This is a genomic window from Roseiterribacter gracilis, assembly GCA_018332375.1.
GTDB lineage: Bacteria > Pseudomonadota > Alphaproteobacteria > BOG-932 > Roseiterribacteraceae > Roseiterribacter > Roseiterribacter gracilis.
The window spans coordinates 430,837-451,533 of the sequence record BOPV01000001.1; the positions used below are offsets into that span (position 1 = coordinate 430,837).

Genomic DNA, 20,697 nt, shown 5'->3' on the forward strand with positions numbered 1-20,697 from the left:
CCTGCGCGGGGGCGCTCGGCACTTACGTGCCTCGCGGTTTGACTCGCCTAGTCGGCTCGGCCGCCGCGGGATCTTCGGGCCAGGGGTGGCGCGGGTAGCGACCGCGCAGGTCGGCGCGCACCGCTTTCCACGAACCGGCCCAAAAGCCGGGCAGGTCGCGGGTCACCTGGATTGGGCGCTGCGCCGGCGACAGAAGTTCGAGCGTCAGCGGAATGCGGTTGCGGTCGATCGCGGGATGCTGGGTCAGGCCAAACAATTCCTGCACGCGGATGCGCACGGTCGGATTGGCGACGCTGTAATCGATCGGCACGCGCGACCCGGTTGGCGCAGTGAAATGTGTCGGCGCGCGCGCGTCGAGTTCCTGCGCCTGTTTCCAGTCGAGCCTCTGGCGCAGCAACGGTTCGATCGCGATCTCTTCCAACTTGCGCGCGCTGCCGATGGTCAACCAATCGCCGACCGTCGCCAGCAGATGGGCATCGGACAAGTCGGGCCATGCCTCGCTGTCTTTGTCGCGCAAGAGGGCGACACGCGCCTGCAACTCGCGCGCCGCGTCCGAGAAGTGCAGGACCGACAGGCCGCGTTTGCGTACGCGGTCGAGCAAGGCGGCGGCGAGTGCGTCGGGCGGCGGCTTCGGCAGCGCTTTCTCGGCCAGCACCAGCGCACCCAGCTTGGTACGGCGCGTCGCGACGACAGCACCCGCATCGTTGAGTTCGATCTCGTCGATCTCTTCGATATGCGGGCCTAGCACGCGGCGCAGCGCCGTCTCGGTCAACGGTGCGGCGAGGCGGATGCGCGAATCCGCGCCGGCACCGTCGAGTTCGGCGACGACGAGAAATGCTTCGCCCGCCAGCGGGTCGCGTTCGTTCAGCGCGGCGCCGCGCCCATTGGCGAGCCGAAACCGGCCGCGTCCGCCGCGCTGCTGCGCGACACGATCGGGATAGGCGAGCGCCAAGGTCTCGCCCGCATCTTCGCTGGCGATGTCGGCAAAGTCGGCATGCGCCTGGCGCGCGAAGCGTTTGGCCTGTTCGCGGATCCGCCGCCACGGCTCGTCACTGAATTTCGCCACGCGATCGATGCGCGGGCGCAGATCGACGTCGTCGTTGGGACCCGCATCGCGTTCGCCGAGCAGTGCTGCAAGCGCAGCGGCGGTTCCGCTCTTCGCGTGCAACAACATATGCGCCAGGCGCGGATGGGCGCCGAAGCGCGACATGGCTTTGCCGTGCGCGGTGATGCGCCCGTCTTTGTCGAGCGCGTCGAGTTCGGTGAGCAGCGCACGCGCTTCGTTCCACGCCGACGCGGGCGGCTGGTCGAGCAAGTTGAGCGCGCTTGGATGTTCGACGCCCCAGGCCGCAAGTTCCAACGCAAATGGCGCCAGATCGGCGGTCGCGATTTCGGGCGCGGTGAATTCCGGCAGCGCGCCATGCGCGGCGGCCGGCCACAACCGCCGCGCGGTGCCGGGCGCGACACGACCGGCGCGACCAGCGCGTTGTTCGGCGCCGGCGCGGCTGACCTTTTCGGTGACGAGTTTGGTGAGGCCGGTGGCGGGGTCGTAGCGCGCATTGCGCGCCAGGCCGCTATCGACGACATGGCGCACGCCTTCGATCGTGAGCGAGGTTTCGGCGATCGAGGTCGCCAGCACGATTTTGCGTCGGCCTTTGATTGACGGTGCGATGGCGCGGTCCTGTTGCGCCGGCGGCAGATCGCCGAACAGCGGCATCACGTCGATATTGTCGGCAAGGCGCGCCGCCTGCAGCGCGCGCTCGACGCGCCGGATCTCGGCCCCACCGGGCAGAAACACCAGCACGTCGCCGTCACCGCCCGACAGCGCATCGAGGATCGCGTCGCGCATCGCAACTGCCAACGCGTCCAGCCCGCTTGCGGGCGCCGGAAGATTCCGGATCTCGACCGGGAAGGCGCGGCCTTGCGCCGTGATGATCGGTGCGTCGCGCAAGGCGCGTGCGACGGGTGCCGCGTCCAAGGTCGCCGACATGGCGATCAAACGCAGGTCAGGACGCAGCGCCGCCTGGCTTTCGAGTGCGAGCGCCAGGCCGAGATCGGTTTCGAGTCTGCGTTCGTGAATTTCGTCGAACAGCACCGCGCCGATTTTTTCCAGCGACGGATCTTCCTGGATCATGCGAGTGAAGACGCCGTCGGTGACCAGCTCGATGCGGGTGCGTGCCGACACTTTGGTGTCCATGCGCACGCGGTAGCCCGCAATGCCGCCGACCTCGTCGCCGAGATTGCGTGCGATGCGTGACGCAGCGGCGCGCGCCGCCAGCCGGCGCGGCTCGATCATCACGATCTTCTTGCCAGCCAGCCAGTTCGCGTCGAGCAGAGCCGGCGGCACGCCGGTGGTTTTGCCGGCGCCGGGCGGCGCTTGCAGCACGAGGTTCGGCGTCGTTGCCAGCGATGCAACGATCGCCGGCAGCACGTCTTCGATGGGGAGGCGTGTGGTCACAAGAACAGCGCGCGGTGCGCGCTTAGGAGCCTTTGCGCCGCTCGTTCCACGCGATCACTTCACCGACCAGACCGCGGCGGAACAGCAGCACGCAGGCGATGAAGAACAGGCCGATCACGACGTCGACCGGCAGGCCCGACGCAGCCAGGTAATTCTGCAACGTCACCACCAGCGCGCCGCCGATGACCGGACCCAGGATCGTGCCGACGCCGCCCAGCAACGTCATCAAGATCACTTCGCCCGAATGCTGCCAGGTGACGTCGTTGAGCGACGCCAGCTGGAACACGGTCGCGTTGAGCGCGCCGGCGAGGCCCGCCAGCGCTGCTGACAGAATGAAGGCCAGCAGCTTGTAACGATCGACATTGTAGCCGAGCGAGGTGGCGCGGGGTTCGTTGTCGCGGATCGCTTTCAGCACTTGGCCGAACGGCGAATGCACCGTGCGCCAGATCAACCAGAAGCCAGCCAGTACGACGACCAGCAACGTGTAATACATGTTGAGGCCGTTGCTGAGATCGATGAAGCCCAGCGCCTTGCCGCGCGGCACCGATTGAATGCCGTCCTCGCCATGCGTGAACGGCGTCTGCAGATACAGAAAGTAGAGCATCTGCGACAGCGCCAAGGTGATCATCGCGAAATAGATGCCCTGGCGACGGATCGCGAGCACGCCCATCACGACGCCGACCGCAGCAGCCGCTGCTACGCCGAGCAGCAAACCCGCTTCGAACGGCCAGCCCCACAACTTGGTCGAATGCGCCATTGCATAGGCAGCGGTGCCGAAGAAGGCGGCGTGGCCGAACGACAGCAAGCCGCCATAGCCCAGCATCAGATTGAAGGCGCAGGCGAACAGGCCCGCGATCAACGCCTTCATCACGAACACGGGATAGAGAATGTGCGGCAGCACCAGCAGCAGCACGAGGCCGGCGATCACCAGCAGCAGTTCGGATCGTTTGCTCGTCATGTTGCGCGTCCGAACAGGCCGGCCGGTTTGACCAGCAGCACGATTGCCATCACCACGAACACCACGATGTTCGACGCTTCGGGATAGAAGACTTTGGTGAAGCCTTCGAGGATGCCGAGCGCGAAGCCCGACACGATCGCGCCCAGGATCGAACCCATGCCGCCGATCACCACGACTGCAAACACGACAATGATCAGGTTCGAGCCCATCAGCGGATTGACTGAATAAATGGGCGCCGCAAGCACGCCCGCGAATCCTGCCAGTGCCACGCCGAGACCGTAGGTGAGGGTGAGCAACACCGGCACGTTGATGCCGAACGATTGGGTCAAGGTCGCGTTCTCGGTGGCGGCGCGTAAGTACGCGCCAAGCCGCGTGCGCTCGATTGCGTACCAGGTGCCGAAGCACACGACCGCCGAGGCCACGATCACCCAGAAGCGATAGAGCGGCATGATCATAAAGCCGAGATCGACCGCGCCGACCAAACCTTCGGGCGCCGAATACGGCACGCCGGCCGAGCCGTAGAAATAGCGGAAGATACCTTCGAGAACGAGCGTCATGCCGAAGGTCAGCAGCAAGCCGTAGAGCGGATCGAGACCGCGCAGACGTTTGAGCAGCGCCAGATCGGCCAGCACGCCGAACGCACCGACGATGATCGGCACCAGGATCAGCGACGCGTAATAGCCGAGGCCGAGCTGCAATTTCAGAAACAGCGCGACGAAGGCGCCGAGCATGAACACCGCGCCATGCGCGAAATTGACCACGTTCAGCATGCCGAAGATCACGGCCAGGCCGAGCGACAGCATCGCGTAGAAGGCGCCGTTCGAAACACCGATGGCGAGCTGCGCCATGAGGGCTTGGTAGCTCATGCCTACACCCCGAGATACGCGGCGAGTTCGCCGCTCTTCGCGTCCATGTCGGCAGACGCGACCTGGTCGACGACTTTGCCGTGTTCGACCACGACGAACCGGTCGGCGCAGGTGGCGGCGAAGCGGAAATTCTGTTCGACCAGCACGATGGTGAAACCCTGGTCGCGCAGACTGCAGATGATGCGGCCGATATGCTGCACGATCACCGGCGCCAGACCTTCGCTGGGCTCGTCGAGCAACAGCAGGCGCGCGCCGGTGCGCAGCACGCGCGCAATCGCCAGCATCTGCTGTTCGCCGCCCGACAATTTGGTGCCCTGGCTGCGGGCTCGTTCCTGCAGCCGCGGGAACAGTTCGTAGATCTGCGCTTCGGTCATGCCGTTCGGCTTGACCGCGGGCGGCAGCAGCAGATTTTCGCGCACCGACAGGGTCGCGAAGATGCCGCGCTCTTCCGGCACATAGCCGAGGCCGAGCTTGGCGATTTTGTCCGAGCGCAATTTGATCGCTTCGGTGCCGTCGATCTTCACCGAGCCGGCGCGCTTTTTCACAATGCCGGTGATGGCGCGCAAGGTCGTCGTCTTGCCGGCGCCGTTGCGGCCGATCAGCGCCACGACTTCGCCCGCGCGCACGTCGAATTCCATGCCGTGCAGCACGTGGCTTTCGCCGTACCAGGCTTCGAGATCGCGAATTTGCAGAACTGGTTCGGTACTCATGCGTGGCCCGTGCCCATATAGGCTTCGATCACGCGCGGATCTTTCGACACGGTGGCGTAATCGCCTTCGGCCAGAATCTCGCCGCTGCGCAGCACCGTGATCTTGTCGCAAAGATCGGCGACGACGCCGAGATTGTGCTCGACCATCAGCACGGTGCGGCCGACTGCGATGCGCTTGATCAGCGCCGCGATGCGGCCGATCTCTTCATGCGCCATGCCGGCCATCGGCTCGTCGAGCAGCAGCAAGTCGGGTTCGAGCGCCAGGGTGGTGGCGATTTCCAGCGCGCGTTTGCGCCCGTAGGACAGTTCGCCCGCACGCGTGTCGGCGAATTCGGCGAGGTTGACGTCTTCGAGCAACGACAGGGCCCGCGCATTGTGGCGCTCGAGCGTTTTGTCCGAACGCCAGAAGGCGAAACTGCCGCCGGCCTTCGCGGCCAGCGCGATGCGTACGTTTTCCAGCGCAGTCAACTGCGGGAAGGTCGCCGAGATTTGGAAAGAACGGACCACACCCAGCCGCGCGATCGAGGCGGGTGCAAGCGAAGTGACGTCACGGCCGTCATACAGGATGCGGCCGGCGGTCGGTTTCAGGAACTTGGTGAGAAGGTTGAAGACCGTGGTCTTCCCTGCGCCGTTGGGGCCGATCAGCGCGTGAATTGCTCCACGTTCTACGGCCAAGTCCACCGAGCGCACCGCGACGAAGCCGCGGAATTCCTTCGTCAGCCCCTTCGTCTCAAGCAAGATCGACATGCGTAGGTCCGTCCTACGGGAGTCGCCGGATGGGCGCAATGTGCCTTCCATGCCAGTTCGTGCTTTGCTACCGGTCGGTACCAATAAGAAAATTACGTAGCGCCTGGGGAGGACGACGATTTGATCGCAACGATCGCTGCGCCTGCGTCGATGCTGATCGGCGGGGGTGCGGTCGCTGAAATCGCGACCGTGCTGGCACGCCTCGGCGTGCGCCGTCCGCTTCTGGTCACCGATCCGTTCATGCTGTCGAGCGGGAAAATCGAAGCCGTCGCAGCGCCGTTGGGCAAAGCCAACGTGCCGTACGCGGTCTTCGCCGACACCGTGCCGGATCCGACCGTCGCGGTTGTAGAGGCCGGCGTCGATGCCTTCAAAAGAGGCAACCATGACGGGCTGATCGCGCTGGGCGGCGGAAGTCCGATCGACACCGCCAAGGCGATCGGACTGTTGGTCGCCAATGGCGGCAAGGTGCGCGACTGGAAAGTGCCGGCGCAGGCGACCGTGCCGTCACCGCCGCTGGTCGCAATTCCGACGACCGCGGGCACGGGATCGGAGGTGACGCGCTTCACCGTAATCACCGATCCTGACACCGACGAGAAAATGCTGATCGCCGGGCTCGGCCTCGTCCCGTCGGCGGCGCTGGTCGATTACGAACTGACCCTGACCTGTCCCAAACGTCTCACCGCGGATACCGGCATCGACGCGCTGACGCATGCGATCGAGGCCTATGTCTCGAAGAAGGCGAATCCCTATTCGGATTCGATGGCGCTGGCGGCGATGGGACGGATCGCACGCTGGTTGGAGGTCGCGGTCAATGAACCCGACAACCGCACTGCGCGCGAAGAGATGATGATCGGCGCCACCCAGGCCGGTCTCGCTTTTTCAAATGCCAGCGTCGCGCTGGTGCACGGGATGAGCCGGCCGATCGGCGCCTTCTTTCACGTGCCGCACGGCCTGTCGAACGCGATGCTGCTGCCGCACGTCACCGAATTCTCGCTGGCCTCGGCAACGGCGCGCTACGCCGATTGCGCGCGTGCGATGGGTGCAGCCAAAGCAGATGCGAGCGACGATGTCGCCGGCCGCGCGTTGCTGGATGCGCTGGTCGCGTTCAATGCGCGGCTCGACGTGCCGACGCCAAAGACATACGGGATCGATGAGGCGCGTTGGCGCCAGCTGCGGCCGTTGATGGCCGAGCAGGCGCTTGCGTCGGGATCGCCCGGCAACAATCCGGTCGTGCCAACGGTGGACCAGATGGTCGAACTCTACGACCGCGCATTTCAATAAGACTTTTATCGGGAGGAAGTCGGACAATGAAAAAAACCATGTTTGCTGTCGCACTGGCCGCGACCACCGCGTTGGCGATGCCGGCGCTTGCGCAGGACAAATTCTCGGGCGGTCAGGTCAAGATCGGCATCTTGAACGACCAGTCGGGTCCCTATGCGGATTACGGCGGCAAGTCGTCGGTCGAAGCAGCCAAGATCGCGATCGAGGAATTCGGCGGCAAAGTTGCGGGCAAGCCGATCGTGCTGGTTGACGCCGACCACCAGAACAAGCCCGACGTCGCCTCGAACATTGCGCGCCAATGGTATGACGCCGACGGCGTCGACATGATCGCCGAACTGACGACCTCGTCGGTGGCGTTGGCGGTGCAGTCGCTGTCGAAGGAAAAGAACAAGATCGACATGGTGGTTGGCGCGGCGACCTCGGCGCTGACCAACGACGCCTGCACGGCGACCGGCTTCCACTGGGCCTTCGATACCTATTCGTTGGCACGCGGCACCGGCGGCGCGCTGGTGAAGGCGGGCGGCAATAGCTGGTTCTTCCTGACGGCCGACTATGCGTTCGGTCACCAGCTCGAAAAGGACACGTCGAACTTCGTGACCGAAGCGGGCGGCAAGGTGCTGGGCGCAGTGCGCCATCCGCTGAACACCGCCGACTTCTCGTCCTTCCTGCTGCAGGCGCAGGCGTCGAAGGCGCAGGTCGTCGGTCTGGCGAACGCCGGCACCGACACGACCAACGCGGTCAAGCAGGCGGCCGATTTCGGCATCGTCAAAGGCGGACAGAAGCTCGCGGGCTTGCTGTTCACGCTCAGCGAAGTGCACGCGCTGGGTCTGGAAAAGGCGCAGGGCTTGGTTCTGACCGAAGCCTATTACTGGGATCGCGACGACAAGAGCCGCGAGTTCGCCAAGAAGTTCATGGAGCGCACCAAGCGCGCGCCGAACATGATTCAGGCGGGCACCTATTCGGCGGTGCGTTCCTATTTGAAGGCGGTGGAAGCGGCCGGCACCGATGCAACCGATGCGGTTGCAGCCAAGCTGCGCGAGCTGCCGGTCGACGACGCATTCTCGAAGGGCAAGGTCGCGGCCGACGGCTCGTTCGTCCACGACATGTATCTGTTCGAAGTGAAAAAGCCGTCCGAGTCGAAGGCGCCGTGGGACTACTACAAGCTGCTGCAGACGATCCCGGCTGCGGAATCTTTCACGCCCGCAGCGAAGAGCACATGCCCGCTCGTCAAGAAGAGCTGATTCGTAGTATCTGAAAGATACGAGGGGGGCGCGGGGCGTTGTTGCTTGCGACAACGCCCCGCCGCTTTTTAATTCCCCGCGAAGGCGGGGATCCATTGCACCGCCGCCGTGCTCCATCCGTCGGTCTGGTGTTTGCGCATCGATGGATCCCTGCTTTCGCAGGGACTAAAGAAATCCCATGACCAATCTCGTCGAAGCGATTTCCGCCAAACTGACCAACGACAAAGCGCGCGTTGCGATTGATGCGGGTGAACGTGTTTGGACCGCCGGCGCATTCGACGCCGACATTCGCGCCGCGGCCGGCGCGCTGAAAAAACTGGGCGTCAAACAGGGCGACCGCGTTGCAGCGCAGGTCGAGAAGTCGGTCGAAGCCGCCGCGTTGTTCTACGGCACGCTGCGAATCGGCGCCGCGTTCCTGCCGCTCAACACCGCCTATCAGAAAGGCGAGATCGGTTATTTCCTCGGCGACGCCGAGCCGACCGTCTTTATCTGCGACCCGAAAGATCACGCCGTGCTGGCGCCGGTTGCGGCGGCTGCGGGCGTGGCCCATGTGCGCACGCTCGACGCCAACGGGCGCGGCACCTGGCACGACGAGGTTGAAGCGTCGGATCCGCACGACGCGATCGCGCCGATGGGCGCGAACGATCTCGCGGGGATTCTCTATACGTCGGGCACGACCGGCCGCTCGAAGGGCGCCATGGTCACGCACGGCAATCTTCTGTCGAACGCCCAGAGCCTGGTGCAGATCTGGGGCTTCAACGACGACGACGTGCTGTTGCACGCGCTGCCGACCTTTCACATCCACGGGCTGTTCGTGGCGCTGAACACCAGCATGCTGAACGGCTCGAAGATCATCTGGCTGCCGAAATTCGACGCCGACGCGGTGCTAGCGCGGCTGCCCGAAGCCACCGTCTTCATGGGTGTGCCGACCTATTACACGCGGCTTCTGTCGGATTCGCGCTTCACGCGCGACGCGGCCAAACATATGCGCCTGTTCGTGTCGGGCTCGGCACCGTTGCTGGTCGACACGTTCGAGGAATTCGAGAAGCGCACCGGCCAGCGCATCCTCGAACGCTACGGCATGACCGAAGCCGGCATGATCTGCTCCAACCCGCTGAACGGCCCGCGCCGGGCCGGCACGGTCGGCAAGCCGCTGCCGGGCGTCGAGCTGCGCATCGGCGACGGCGAGGGCGGCAGTCTGCAGCCGGGCGAGGTCGGCGTGATCGAAGTGCGCGGCCCCAACGTGTTCGCGGGCTATTGGCGGATGCCCGAGAAGACCGCGTCGGAATTCCGCGCCGACAAATTCTTCGTCACCGGCGACATGGGCACGATCGACGTCGAAGACGGCTATGTCAGCGTCGTCGGCCGCGCCAAGGATCTGATCATCTGCGGCGGGCTGAACGTCTATCCCAAGGAAATCGAAGACGCGATCGACGCGATGGACGGGGTGCAGGAGACTGCGGTGATCGGGCTGCCGCATCCCGATTTCGGCGAAGCCGTCGCCGCCGTGGTCAAAGCGCGCCCGGGCGCGACCTTGGACGGTGCCGCAATCGCCGCGTCGCTCAAAGGCGAGATCGCAAACTTCAAAGTGCCGAAGCGCGTCTGGATCGTCGACGACCTGCCGCGCAATGCGATGGGCAAGGTCCAGAAGAATTTGCTGCGCGATCAGTACAAAGATACGTTCAACTGATGTCGTCCCTGCGAAAGCAGGGGCCCATTGTGACGACGCTGCGATCACAGGGATCCATCTCGGCTGCGGCCTGATGGATCCCTGCTTTCGCAGGGACTATTTCGGCAGATACTTCGCCGGAACCTTTTGCTTGTCGGTTTCCGCGCTCCAGAAGATCGTCAGCACGTACCAACGCTTGCCGTCATTGACGAGCTGGATCGAGTTGATGCCGCGCGCGAACGGATCTTTTTCGCCGTTGTGACGCGCTTCGTACGTGCTGAACACATGCACGACGGGGCCGTAGCTTTCGACCACGCGATGGATCTCGCGTTCGGTGAAGCCGCTTTCGACCAGGCTCTTGGCGCCGCGCGTGATGTAGTCCTCGGGCGTCATCACGCGGTAGCCGCTGGTACCGTCCGGACGCGCACCTGCGGGCACAAGACGTGCACCGTCGGCGAACAGCGACCGGAACCGGTCCCAGTCGCGCGCTTGCCCGACCGGGCCGGAGATCACGTCGTAGAGCGCGGTGACGATCGCTTCGGGCGTCGCGACGTCGGACGCTTTTGCTTCGAACGGCGGTGGCGTCGGTGCCGGCGTCGTTTGCGCCAAAGCCGGACCGCCGGCGAGCGTCAGGCCCAACAATAGCGGCCGGAGCATGGTGGAGATTTGCATTCTTGCTCTCTGCTTGAGGACGGAATGGCGCATCATGGCAGGCGTGCGTCGCTTCGTCTGCGCCGGGATTTGTGTCGATTGGGATACGTTGTTCGTCGGCCGCCGTTAGGAGAGCGACATGGTTCAAGCTTCGCTCGCACGTCGTTGGTTGGGTGGTCTCGTCGATCAAGTCGCCGAGCGCAGCCGCCGTTTGCTCGGCAGCACGCCCGCGGGCGACGATCCCGTCACGCAAGCCGAAGGGCTGGCCCGGCGGCTTTTGTCGGAAACCGGCGAAGCATCCGGCACCTTGCTTGCCACCGCGCTGTGCGACGCCTGGCGCGCGATGGACGCCGACCAATCGAACCGGTTTTTGACGCGGCTCGCGGTCGGCTTCAGCCCCGATCCCGAAAGCCTGGCCGCTGCTGCGCGCGCCTATCTCGCCGACGCGACGCCCGCGACCGCCATGCGCCTCAATGAAGTCTCCGAGCCGCCGCGCCAGGAATTGCTGCGCCGGATGAACATGGCCGAAGGCGGCACCGCCACCATCGTGCGTTTGCGCGAACGGGTGCTGGAGCGGTTGCGCGACGCGCCCGAACTTGCGCCGCTCGAAGCCGATCTGCGCCATTTGCTGGGAAGCTGGTTCAATCGCGGCTTCCTGCAGATCGAACGGATCGACTGGTCGACGCCGGCGATGATCCTGGAAAAACTGATCCGCTACGAAGCGGTGCATGCAATCCGCGGTTGGGACGATCTGCGTCGCCGGCTCGAAAGCGACCGGCGTTGCTTTGCGTTTTTTCATCCGGCCTTGCCCGACGAACCGCTGATCTTTGTCGAAGTCGCATTGACCGACGGCATCGCCGAAGCGATTGCGCCGTTGCTTGCACCGCGTGTGGGTGACGTCGATCCAGCCAAGGCCAACACCGCGATCTTCTATTCGATCAGCAACTGCCAGCCAGGTTTGCGCGGCATCTCGTTCGGGAATTTCCTGATCAAGCAGGTGGTCGCTGACCTGCGCGCGGAATTGCCGAACCTGACTCGCTTCGCGACTCTGTCGCCGGTGCCGGGTCTGGCGCGTGCATTGAAGGCGGAAGCTGATCCGGCGCTGGCGCCGCTCTTCGCCGACGGCGCGCGCGTCGACGAGTCGTACGACGAGAAGCTGCGCCGGGCGGCGGCGCGCTGGCTGGTGGGGCAGGCACAAGATCCGGTGGCGAAGTTCCACCTGTCGAACGGTGCGCGGCTGGAGCGGATCCATGCGCGCGCCGATCTGTCGGAGAAGGGGCTGCGCGAGTCGTTCGGCGTGATGGTCAATTATCTCTACGACCCAAGCTCGATCGAAGCCAACCACGAGGCCTTCGTCGCACGCCGCGACGTGCCGCACGGGGCCGAGGTCGAGGCACTGCTGGCCGAGCCCAGCCGGCGCCGTCTGTTCGGTTAGCCACATTTTGCTTCCGGGGCGGGGGCGTCGCCGCTAGAGGAAGCTGATGCGATCCCTTCTTAGCCCCAAGATCACACGACGTGCTTTCACCGGTGGACTTACCGCCGCCGTTTCGCTGCCCGCCCTGGTCGGTTGCGGCGATAAGAAATCCCAGATCCGTGTCTATAACTGGGACACCTATATCGGGCCGACGACGCTTGAGGATTTCACCAAAGCGACCGGGACCGAGGTCCGCTACGATCTGTTCGCCGACAATGCCGAGCTGTTCGCCAAGTTGCGCGAAGGCAATCCCGGCTACGACGTGATCGTGCCGTCGAACGACACGGTCGAACGGATGATCCGCGCCGACATGCTGGTGGCGCTCGACCGCACCAAGATTCCGAATTTCGCCAATCTCGAACCTGCGTTTCAGGATGCAGCCTTCGACAAGGGTCGCAAATACACGATGCCCTATTTCTGGGGCACGGTCGGCATCGGCTATCGCAAGTCGAAAGTGCCGACGCCGCCGACAAGCTGGGCATCGATCTTCGACAATCCTTCGATGAAGGGACGGATCTCGGTGTTGGGCGAACCGGCGCAGCTGGTCGGCATCGCTGCCAAATATCTCGGCTACTCGATCAATGTGCGCGATCCGGAACAGATCGCTGCAGCGGAAAAATTGCTGATCAAAGCCAAGCCGACGTTCCTCACGATCGCGGGCGATGACGGGCAGGACCGTTTGCTGCGCGGCGAAGTCGATCTGTGCATGGAGCATTCGGGCGACATTCTGCAGGTGATGAAAGAAGACCCGGATCTCGGCTTTGCGCTGCCCAAAGAAGGCGGCCTGTTGTGGCAGGATTGTCTGGCGATTCCGAAAGGCGCGCCGAACGTTGCGGCTGCGCACGACTTCATCAATTTCATTCTGCGTCCCGACGTGCACGCCGCGATCGCAGCCACGATCCGCTATCCGTTGCCGAACGCGGCGGCGAAGAAGCTGATGTCGGCCGACTATCTGAACGACTCCGCGATCTATCCGCCGGCTGACGCGCTGGCGAAGAGCGAGACGCAGACCTATCCGGGCGAAGCGACCCAGCGTCTCTACGACGAAACGCTGACGCGCCTGCGCGCGGCGTAGGCGATCGTGCTGCGTCGTACCTCATGTCTCCCTCAGGGAGAGGGGACATGAACGAGAACTGGCGCAAACATCGCGGCGCGTTCGCATCGTTGCTGGGCCCGGGCCTGGCAATGTTGGCGTTTGCGATCGTGGTGCCAATGGCGTTGATGCTGGCGCTGTCCTTCAGCGAACAGCGCGGCCTGACCCAGGTTGCGTTCACCGGCACCTTGGCCAGCTACGCCCGCGCGCTGGAGCCGCTCTATCTCGGCGTCGTTGCGCAGTCAGTGTGGATTTCGCTGGCGACCACAATCGCGACTTTGGCGATCGCCTATCCGGTGGCGTTGGCGATCGCCTTGGCGCCGCCCAAACGCCGCGACCTGCTGTTGCTGCTGGTGGTGCTGCCGTTCTGGACCAACCTGCTGGTGCGCACCTACGCGCTGATCATCGTGTTGTCGCCGACCGGCTTGCTCTACACGCCGGTCGCAGTCGTGCTGTCGCTAGTCTATGTGAGTCTGCCGTTCGCAGTGCTGCCGCTCTACGCGCAACTCGAACGGCTCGATCGCCGGCTGCTCGAAGCCAGCCGCGATCTCGGCGCCAGCGCCTGGACGACCTTCCGTCGCGTGATGCTGCCGCTGACCGCGCCCGGCCTTGCTGCTGCCGCAGTGCTGGTCTTTGTGCCGACCCTTGGATCGTTCCTGCAGAGCGATCTGCTGGGCGGCGCGGGGACGCAGATGATCGGCAACGTGATCGAACGCCAATTCAAAAGCGCCAATGATTGGCCGTTCGGCAGCGCGCTGTCGTTCTTGCTGGTCTATGCAACGGCGGGCGTCGTCGCGCTGGCGAGTTTGGCGCGGGCGAAGCGGCGATGATCGCGCAGATCGCACAGACGGCGCTCCAGCCGCTCGCGACGCGCGCGCCGCGCCTGCGCGAATTCCTGCTGTTCGGGTTCAAGGAACTCGAAGCCTGCGTCTTCGCGGGCTCGTTCCTGGCGCTGCTGACCTTGAGCAGTTGGCTGCGGGTGCCGGGCCTGGCGCGCTACGATCTGCTGTTTCTGGGCGCGATTGCGATCCAGCTTGCGATGATTGCGTTGCGGCTTGAGACATGGCGCGAAGTCGCGATGTTGTCGCTGTTCCACCTGCTCGGGACGTTGCTGGAACTGTTCAAGACGTCACCGATGGTTGGATCCTGGGCCTATCCCGAGCCCGCTTTCTTTCGCATCGGCAGCGTGCCGCTCTATGCCGGCTTCATGTATGCGGCGATCGCCAGCTACATGATTCAGGCGTGGCGTCTGCTGGATGTGCGGCTGACCAGTTTTCCGCCGTTGTGGCTTGCCTTCGCGCTGGCGCTGGCGATCTACGCCAACTTCTTCAGCAACCATTGGATCGTCGATCTGCGCTGGCCGTTGATCGCGCTGGTGCTGCTCGTCTTCCGCAAAAGCTGGGTCGAATTCCGCCCCGCCGAACGCGTGCGTCGCATGCCGGTGGCGCTTTCCTTTCTGCTGATCGGCTTCTTCGTGTGGGTGGCCGAGAATATCGGCACCTTCTTTGGCGCCTGGGTCTATCCGCACCAGCGCAGCGGCTGGGCGATCGTCGGACCCGCGAAGATCAGCTCGTGGGCGCTGCTGGTGATTTTGAGCTTCGTCATCGTCGCAGCGGTGAAGCAGCTTTTCCCGCGTGAGCGCGCACCATGAGATTGTCGCTGCCGCTCAAACTCGTGCTCGGCGCCGCGCTGCTGGTGCTCTACGCGCCGATCGCGGTGCTGATTGCGTTCAGCTTCAACGCCGGCCGGCGCGTGTCGGTGTGGCAGGGGTTTTCGTTCGACTGGTACGTGCGCGCCGCCAACGATGCGCGGCTGATTGAAGCCTTCGGCAATTCGCTGACCATCGCGGCGATCGCGACGGTGATCTCCACATTGCTCGGCACGGCGACGGCCATCGCGCTGTGGCGGTTTTCGTTCCGCGGCAAGTCGGTTCTGTTCGGCCTGCTCGGCGTGCCGGTCGTGGTGCCCGAAATCTGTCTCGGCGTCGCGTTGCTGATCGTGTTCGCGCGCACCGGCCTGATGACGGCCTTGCCCTATCCAGCGTCGCTGCTGCCAATTGCGCTGGCGCACGTGGCGTTCGCCTTTCCCTTCGTCGCGATCGTGGTGCGTGCGCGATTGGCCGGCTTCGATCCGCGCTTGATTGAGGCGAGCCGCGATCTTGGTGCGGGCGAGTGGGCGACCTTGACGCGTGTGCTGTTGCCGTTGCTGCGGCCGGCCATGGTTGCGGGTGCGCTGCTGGCCTTCACCCTGTCGCTCGATGATTTCGTCATTACGTTTTTCACCACCGGGCCGGGCACCACGACCTTCCCGGTGCTGGTCTATTCGATGGTCCGGTTCAGCGTGACGCCCGAAATCAACGCCGCCTCGACGGTGCTGATCGCGGTCACGCTCGCGCTTGCGGCACTCGCCTATAAATTCCAGAAGCCCAGCACATGACTTTGCTCGCGCTCGATCGCGTCACCAAACGCTTCGGCACCACGACCGCGGTTGACGACCTGACGCTCGACATTCGGCCGGGCGAGTTCTTCGCGTTGCTGGGTCCATCGGGCTGCGGCAAGACCACCGCGATGCGCATGATCGCAGGCTTCGAGACGCCGGATGCGGGACGCGTTCTGCTCGACGGGCAGGACGTTGCGGGCACGCCGCCCGAACAACGCCCGGTCAATCTCGTCTTCCAGTCGTACGCGGTCTTTCCGCACCTGTCGGTCGCGCGCAACGTCGCCTACGGGCTGGAAGTGACGAACACGCCCAAAGCCGAAATCGCACCGCGCGTCGCCGAAGCCCTGGCACTGGTCAAGCTCGACCAGCGCGGCGACGCGATGCCGAGCCAATTGTCGGGCGGCCAGCAACAACGCGTCGCGCTGGCGCGGGCGCTGGTCAAACGGCCCAAGCTGCTTCTGCTCGACGAACCTTTGTCGGCGCTCGACCGCAAGCTGCGCGCCGAAATGCAAAGCGAGCTGAAACGGCTGCAGCGTGACGTCGGCATCGCGTTCCTGCTGGTCACGCACGACCAGGACGAGGCCATGTCGATGGCCGACCGGATCGCGGTGATGCAGGCGGGCAAGCTGGAACAGGTCGGCACGCCCGCCGATCTCTATGCGCGCCCCGCAACGCGCTTCGTCGCGGGCTTCTTCGGCGAAATGAATTTCCTCGACGATCGCCGCGCGATCCGGCCGGAGCGCGTGCGTCTCAGTGCCGGTGGTTCATCGCGCGTGACCGAAGCAGTGTTTCTCGGCGACCGGTGGAGCTACGTGATCGACGGCACGCTGCGCGCGACGGCGTCGACGGACTGCACCTTCGCGGTTGGTGATGCGGTGACGACGGTGTGGACCGACGCCGACCTGCTGCGGCTTTAATCCGCGCCCGCGGCCATCACCCGTCGCCGCGCCAGCATCGACGGTAGGCGCACGACGAAGCCTGCAAGCAGGCGCAGATGCATGAAGCCCAACAGCAGATTGTCGCGCAGATAGTTGAAGTGCGAGATGCCGCCTTCGCGGCGCGTCAGATAGCGCACCGGCGTTGGAATCGTCCGGCAGGGCAGGCCGCGCCACAGCAAGCGCACCGCAACTTCGGGATCGAAATCGAAGCGGCGCATGAAGCGGCCCTGGCACATCACCGCGTAGAGATCGCGCGCCGGATAAAGGCGGAATCCGAACAGCGAATCCGCATTGGTCGCGCCCATCGTCTCAAGCTGCGCCAATCCGTTGGACAGGCGCCGCCAATAGACGCGCAGTTTGGGCGCGTCGGCGGCGAAGATGGGCTGGCCGAAAATCAACGAGGTTGGATGCGCCTGCGACGCCTGCATGAAGGGCGCGATGTGATCGGCGGGATGTTGCCCGTCCGCATCCATCGTCAGCACATGCGTGTAGCCAAGTTCGAGCGCCAAAGTCAGGCCGTGCAACACCGCGCCGCCTTTGCCGCGATTTTGGGCCAAGCGAATGACGCGCAGATGCGGATCGGTCTTGGCGCGTTCGACGATCGCTTCGTCGCTGCCGTCGGTGCTGCCGTCGATCACGACCCAGACCGGCGACCAGGCCTTGCGCGCGTCGTCGACCGTGGTTTCGAGCAGCCGACCGGAATTATAGCTGGGGATCAGAACGAGATGCGTCGGGGACGCATCGCTCATGACAGGCAGACGCCTTCGATTTCGAGCATCAACTCTTCGCGGCAGATCTCGCCCGCGACATAGATCACCTTGTCGCCGTCGCGCAGCTTGGCGTCGATCACCGGACGCACCAGCCCCAGATAGTGCGGATCGCGCAGGTACGTCTTCAAGCGCAACGGACCGCGGCTTTCGCTGCGGCCGGCCTGCAGCAACAGCTGATCGATATTGGCGAGCGTCTCGTTGGCTTGCGCGATCAGGTCGTTCGGATGCTGGCTTTCATGGCCGACGATGCTGGCCGTGCCCGAAATGAACAGCACCTTGTCGGTCGTGCCGAGCATGGCGCGCGAGAAGGTCGGGCTCTTCGGACCATAGCGTTCGGGATAGCGATAAGCGCTGACCTGGCGCGGGTTTTCGACCGGCGTGCCGGCATTGCGCGACGCCAGGAGATAGATCACCAGCGGACCGTCCTCGGTGCCGACCGCGCAGGCCGCGGGTGCCGCTTCGACGGCGCGGTTGCGCGCTTCGAAGGCGGCATGGCGGCCGATGGTGAAGCGGCGATAGCGCTCCATCCCGCCGACATGCTGCGTGATGCCGGCGAAATGATTCCAGACGCGCAGCAGATGCGGATAGCCGCTGTCGTCGAGCAACGCGAACAGCGCGTCATAGGCGCGGCGCGAGGCGGCTTCGAGATCGCCGCCTTCGTCGATCTGCACGCCCGCGAACAACAGTTCGTCGGTGGAGGCGGTCGCGAAACCGTGCGCGCTGCCATAGCGCACCGTGTCGTTGGTGATCCAGGCTTCGTAGGCGCCGCTGCCTTGGAGGAAATCGAGTCCGACCGGAACGAACGGACAGGCGAGTCCGGCCGGTTTGGGTGCGCTGCCGAGACCGGCGACGAACAGCAAGTTGGTTGCGCTCGGCAGGCTTGCCGCGCTGAGATACCGGACGTCGAACATGCTCAGTTCGTCTCGGTCACGTTGGTGCGAATACCGGCAAGGCGCGTGCGCACCGCCTCCCAGGTTTCCGGCAGGCTGCGCGCGCTCATGAAGTAATAGATCAATTTGAACACAGCGAGTCGGATGCGGATGGTCGGGTTGACATAGACGTCACCGGCCAGCAGCGACAGCATCGCCTGCTCGATCTTGAAGAAGTTGCGCGGCCCCATGAACATGCGCCGCATCGTCGGCATGTTCATGCGGTGGATGTACCAAGAGAACAGCGACAAGGCCGAGCGGATCTTGCGGTCGAATTTGTGCTGCGCGGCTGCGTATTTCGCGGGCTCTTTCAACGCCGCATCGACCACGTCGGCGCCCATGAAGGCGCTGCTCATCGCGACATAGACGCCGGTCGAAAACATCGGATCGATGAAGGCAAAGGCGTCGCCGATCAGAATGTGCCGGCGGCCCAGCATGCTGTCCGACTTGTACGAGTAGTTGCCGGTGCCGGTGACGCCGCCTTCCAGCTTCGCGTCGCGCAGTCGATGCGCCAGCTTCGGGCACAGCGCGATCGTGTCGAAATAGAACTGCTTCAAATCGCCGGTGCGGGTTTTGAAATATTGCGGCTTGCACACGGCGCCGACGCTGGTCGTGCCGTCATGCAGCGGAATGAACCAGAACCAGCCATGCGGGAAAAAGAAGATGCTGATATTTCCGTGCGCACGGCCTTCGTTGCGGTGCGCGCCGGTGAAGTGGCCGAAGATCGCAGCGGCATTGTGCTTCTTGCTGCGTCGCTTGATGCCGAGCTGGTTCGACAGCAACGTGTCGCGTCCCGATGCGTCGACCAAGAACTTGGCATGCCAGACGGTTTCGGTGCCGGTTTCGTCGCGCGCGGTGACGCGCACGCCATCGTCGCGGTCGAGGTCGGCCGACAAAGCGCGTGTGCGTTCGTACACCTCGACGCCATGCGCCTGTGAATTGCGCAGCAGCATCTCGTCGAATTCCGAGCGCCGCACCTGGTAGGCGAAGGGCTGGCGATCGTCGAGCGCGCCCGCGAACTGGAACGTCGTCGTGCTGTCCTGGAAGGGCGACACGAATTCGGCGCCGTATTTGATCACGCCGATCGACGCGACTTTCTCTTTGACGCCCAGCTTCTCGAATAAAGGCAGGTTGAAGGGCAGCAGCGATTCGCCGATGTGGAATCGCGGATGCTGGTCTTTTTCCAGCAGCACGACCTTGTAGCCACGGTCGGCCAGAACGGTCGCGGCAGTCGAACCGGCGGGCCCGCCGCCGATCACCAGAATGTCGCAGAGGCTGGCTTCGGGCGCTGATTTGATTCGATCGAGCATTGGAGTGCTGATTTCGCATATCCTTGATTCGGATTACAGCACCCGTCGGCCAATTGGCCGGCCGGAGGACCCGTGACGATCGAACCGCATCCGCTGCTCAGCGCCTATTATGCCGACCGTGGCGAACGGGTCGCCTTCGTGCGCGCGCTGTTCGACCGCACCGCCGGCGACTACGACCGGATCAACAACTGGTTCTCGTTCGGATCGGGCGACGCCTATCGCCGCCGGGTTCTCGCGAAGGCGGGGTTTGGACCAGGCCAGCGCGTGTTGGACGTGGCGACCGGCACCGGGCTGGTGGCCCGCGCAATCGCCAAGCTGCAAAAGGGCGACGGCAAGATCGTCGGCCTCGATCTCAGCGCCGGCATGCTGGCGGTGGCGCGTGCGCGCCTGCCGCTCGACGTGGTGCAGGGACGTGCCGAAGCGCTGCCATTGCCCGACGGTTCGTTCGACGCGCTGACGATGGGCTATGCGCTGCGCCACGTGGCCGACCTCGCCACCACCTTCGCCGAATTCAAGCGCGTGCTGGCGCCGGGTGGTCGCGTCGTGTTGCTCGAAATCGGGCGCCCGTCGGGTGCATTCGCCTATGGCTTCGCCAAACTCTATCTTGGCCACGTGATTCCCGCGCTGGCGCGGGTGGCGACGGGACGGGATGGTGCGGCGCTGATGCACTATTATTGGGACACGATCGATCAGTGCGTCGCGCCGACCGTCATCCTCGAAGCGCTGCATGAAGCCGGATTCGAAGACGTCGAATGCCGCACCGAGCTGGGCATGTTCCGGAACTATCTGGCGCGCAAACCGCGTTAAGAGTCGGGCCGGATTTGATCTGGCCTAGGCCTGGCCGGTTCGATTAGAACTTTGCAAAAGACGAACAAGAACTGGGTTTCGAGCGAACTGATGACAGCCAAGACCGACGCAGAACTGCACCTCGCACGGCTGATCGTGGAGACGCTCAACCTCGAAGTCGATGCCGCTTCGATCGATCCGGAAGCGCGGCTCTACGGCGAAGGGCTGGGGCTCGATTCGATCGACATGCTCGAAATCGCGCTGGCCGTGTCGAAGGCCTATGGCGTCGAGCTGCGCGCCGACGACGAGAACAACACCAAGATTTTTCAGTCGCTGCGCAGCCTGGCGCTGCATGTGCAAATGCTGAAAGCAGCCTAA

At 64.4% G+C, this 20,697-nt stretch carries 20 protein-coding genes; 11 read left to right on the forward strand and 9 right to left on the reverse strand.

What is annotated here, in order from left to right:
* Positions 1-22 precede the first annotated feature (22 nt).
* Genes hrpB through TMPK1_RS02115 form a run of 5 tightly spaced genes read right to left on the reverse strand, consistent with a single transcriptional unit; the run spans position 23 to position 5,738 of the window.
* On the reverse strand, positions 23-2,458 hold the full coding sequence (gene hrpB / locus TMPK1_RS02095) for an ATP-dependent helicase HrpB (protein ID WP_420241139.1): 2,436 nt from the start codon (positions 2,456-2,458) through the stop codon (positions 23-25).
* 22 nt (positions 2,459-2,480) lie between these two features.
* Complete coding sequence (locus tag TMPK1_RS02100; protein WP_420241140.1) at positions 2,481-3,416, reverse strand: branched-chain amino acid ABC transporter permease; 936 nt, start codon at positions 3,414-3,416, stop codon at positions 2,481-2,483.
* Positions 3,413-4,282, reverse strand: coding sequence for a branched-chain amino acid ABC transporter permease (locus tag TMPK1_RS02105; protein ID WP_420241141.1), 870 nt, complete (start codon positions 4,280-4,282; stop codon positions 3,413-3,415). The genes TMPK1_RS02100 and TMPK1_RS02105 overlap by 4 nt, the downstream gene beginning before the upstream one ends.
* Positions 4,283-4,284: 2 nt before the next feature.
* Entirely contained in the window at positions 4,285-4,992 is a 708-nt protein-coding gene (locus tag TMPK1_RS02110) for an ABC transporter ATP-binding protein (RefSeq protein WP_420241142.1), read from the reverse strand.
* A complete protein-coding gene (locus tag TMPK1_RS02115) occupies positions 4,989-5,738 on the reverse strand; it encodes an ABC transporter ATP-binding protein (RefSeq protein ID WP_420241143.1) in 750 nt (249 codons plus the stop codon). The genes TMPK1_RS02110 and TMPK1_RS02115 overlap by 4 nt, the downstream gene beginning before the upstream one ends.
* Before the next feature lie 120 nt (positions 5,739-5,858).
* Here TMPK1_RS02115 and TMPK1_RS02120 point away from each other — a divergent pair, with 120 nt between their 5' ends.
* From TMPK1_RS02120 to TMPK1_RS02130, 3 genes are all read left to right on the forward strand, one after another.
* A complete protein-coding gene (locus tag TMPK1_RS02120; protein ID WP_420241144.1) occupies positions 5,859-7,019 on the forward strand; it encodes an iron-containing alcohol dehydrogenase in 1,161 nt (386 codons plus the stop codon).
* A gap of 26 nt (positions 7,020-7,045) precedes the next feature.
* Complete coding sequence (locus TMPK1_RS02125; protein ID WP_420241145.1) at positions 7,046-8,260, forward strand: ABC transporter substrate-binding protein; 1,215 nt, start codon at positions 7,046-7,048, stop codon at positions 8,258-8,260.
* Positions 8,261-8,438: 178 nt separating this feature from the next.
* Positions 8,439-9,950 (forward strand): malonate--CoA ligase, encoded by a 1,512-nt coding sequence (locus tag TMPK1_RS02130; protein ID WP_420241146.1) that lies wholly within the window; start codon positions 8,439-8,441, stop codon positions 9,948-9,950.
* 96 nt (positions 9,951-10,046) lie between these two features.
* Here the strand turns inward: TMPK1_RS02130 and TMPK1_RS02135 are convergent, their stop codons facing one another.
* Positions 10,047-10,601, reverse strand: a complete 555-nt coding sequence (locus TMPK1_RS02135) for a nuclear transport factor 2 family protein (protein ID WP_420241147.1) — start codon at positions 10,599-10,601, stop codon at positions 10,047-10,049.
* A gap of 118 nt (positions 10,602-10,719) precedes the next feature.
* Here TMPK1_RS02135 and TMPK1_RS02140 point away from each other — a divergent pair, with 118 nt between their 5' ends.
* From TMPK1_RS02140 to TMPK1_RS02165, 6 genes are read left to right on the forward strand one after another with little or no spacing between them, the layout of a single operon-like run.
* Positions 10,720-12,015 (forward strand): malonyl-CoA decarboxylase, encoded by a 1,296-nt coding sequence (locus TMPK1_RS02140; protein WP_420241148.1) that lies wholly within the window; start codon positions 10,720-10,722, stop codon positions 12,013-12,015.
* Between the two features lie 46 nt (positions 12,016-12,061).
* On the forward strand, positions 12,062-13,129 hold the full coding sequence (locus TMPK1_RS02145) for an ABC transporter substrate-binding protein (protein ID WP_420241149.1): 1,068 nt from the start codon (positions 12,062-12,064) through the stop codon (positions 13,127-13,129).
* 47 nt (positions 13,130-13,176) lie between these two features.
* Positions 13,177-13,977 (forward strand): ABC transporter permease, encoded by an 801-nt coding sequence (locus TMPK1_RS02150; RefSeq protein WP_420241150.1) that lies wholly within the window; start codon positions 13,177-13,179, stop codon positions 13,975-13,977.
* Complete coding sequence (locus tag TMPK1_RS02155; protein ID WP_420241151.1) at positions 13,974-14,798, forward strand: DUF817 domain-containing protein; 825 nt, start codon at positions 13,974-13,976, stop codon at positions 14,796-14,798. The genes TMPK1_RS02150 and TMPK1_RS02155 overlap by 4 nt, the downstream gene beginning before the upstream one ends.
* The gene (locus TMPK1_RS02160) at positions 14,795-15,583 is read left to right on the forward strand and encodes an ABC transporter permease (protein ID WP_420241152.1); all 789 of its coding nucleotides are present in this window, start codon (positions 14,795-14,797) and stop codon (positions 15,581-15,583) included. Before TMPK1_RS02155 ends, TMPK1_RS02160 begins: the two co-directional genes overlap by 4 nt.
* Positions 15,580-16,503, forward strand: a complete 924-nt coding sequence (locus tag TMPK1_RS02165; RefSeq protein ID WP_420241153.1) for an ABC transporter ATP-binding protein — start codon at positions 15,580-15,582, stop codon at positions 16,501-16,503. The genes TMPK1_RS02160 and TMPK1_RS02165 overlap by 4 nt, the downstream gene beginning before the upstream one ends.
* Here TMPK1_RS02165 and TMPK1_RS02170 read toward each other — a convergent pair.
* From TMPK1_RS02170 to TMPK1_RS02180, 3 genes are read right to left on the reverse strand one after another with little or no spacing between them, the layout of a single operon-like run.
* Positions 16,500-17,273, reverse strand: coding sequence for a glycosyltransferase family 2 protein (locus TMPK1_RS02170; RefSeq protein ID WP_420241154.1), 774 nt, complete (start codon positions 17,271-17,273; stop codon positions 16,500-16,502). The genes TMPK1_RS02165 and TMPK1_RS02170 overlap by 4 nt on opposite strands.
* Complete coding sequence (locus TMPK1_RS02175) at positions 17,270-18,205, reverse strand: chorismate transformation FkbO/Hyg5 family protein (protein WP_420241156.1); 936 nt, start codon at positions 18,203-18,205, stop codon at positions 17,270-17,272. The genes TMPK1_RS02170 and TMPK1_RS02175 overlap by 4 nt, the downstream gene beginning before the upstream one ends.
* Before the next feature lie 2 nt (positions 18,206-18,207).
* Positions 18,208-19,533 carry an NAD(P)/FAD-dependent oxidoreductase gene (locus TMPK1_RS02180; protein WP_420241157.1) on the reverse strand — a complete coding sequence of 442 codons (1,326 nt, stop codon included), beginning with the start codon at positions 19,531-19,533 and terminating at the stop codon, positions 18,208-18,210.
* Positions 19,534-19,605: 72 nt separating this feature from the next.
* Between TMPK1_RS02180 and TMPK1_RS02185 the strand changes: the two genes are divergently transcribed.
* Together TMPK1_RS02185 and TMPK1_RS02190 are read left to right on the forward strand one after the other, a co-directional pair.
* Positions 19,606-20,340: a class I SAM-dependent methyltransferase gene (locus tag TMPK1_RS02185; RefSeq protein ID WP_420241158.1), complete on the forward strand. Its 735-nt coding sequence runs from the start codon at positions 19,606-19,608 to the stop codon at positions 20,338-20,340.
* A 90-nt stretch (positions 20,341-20,430) separates the two neighbouring features.
* Complete coding sequence (locus tag TMPK1_RS02190; RefSeq protein ID WP_420241159.1) at positions 20,431-20,697, forward strand: phosphopantetheine-binding protein; 267 nt, start codon at positions 20,431-20,433, stop codon at positions 20,695-20,697.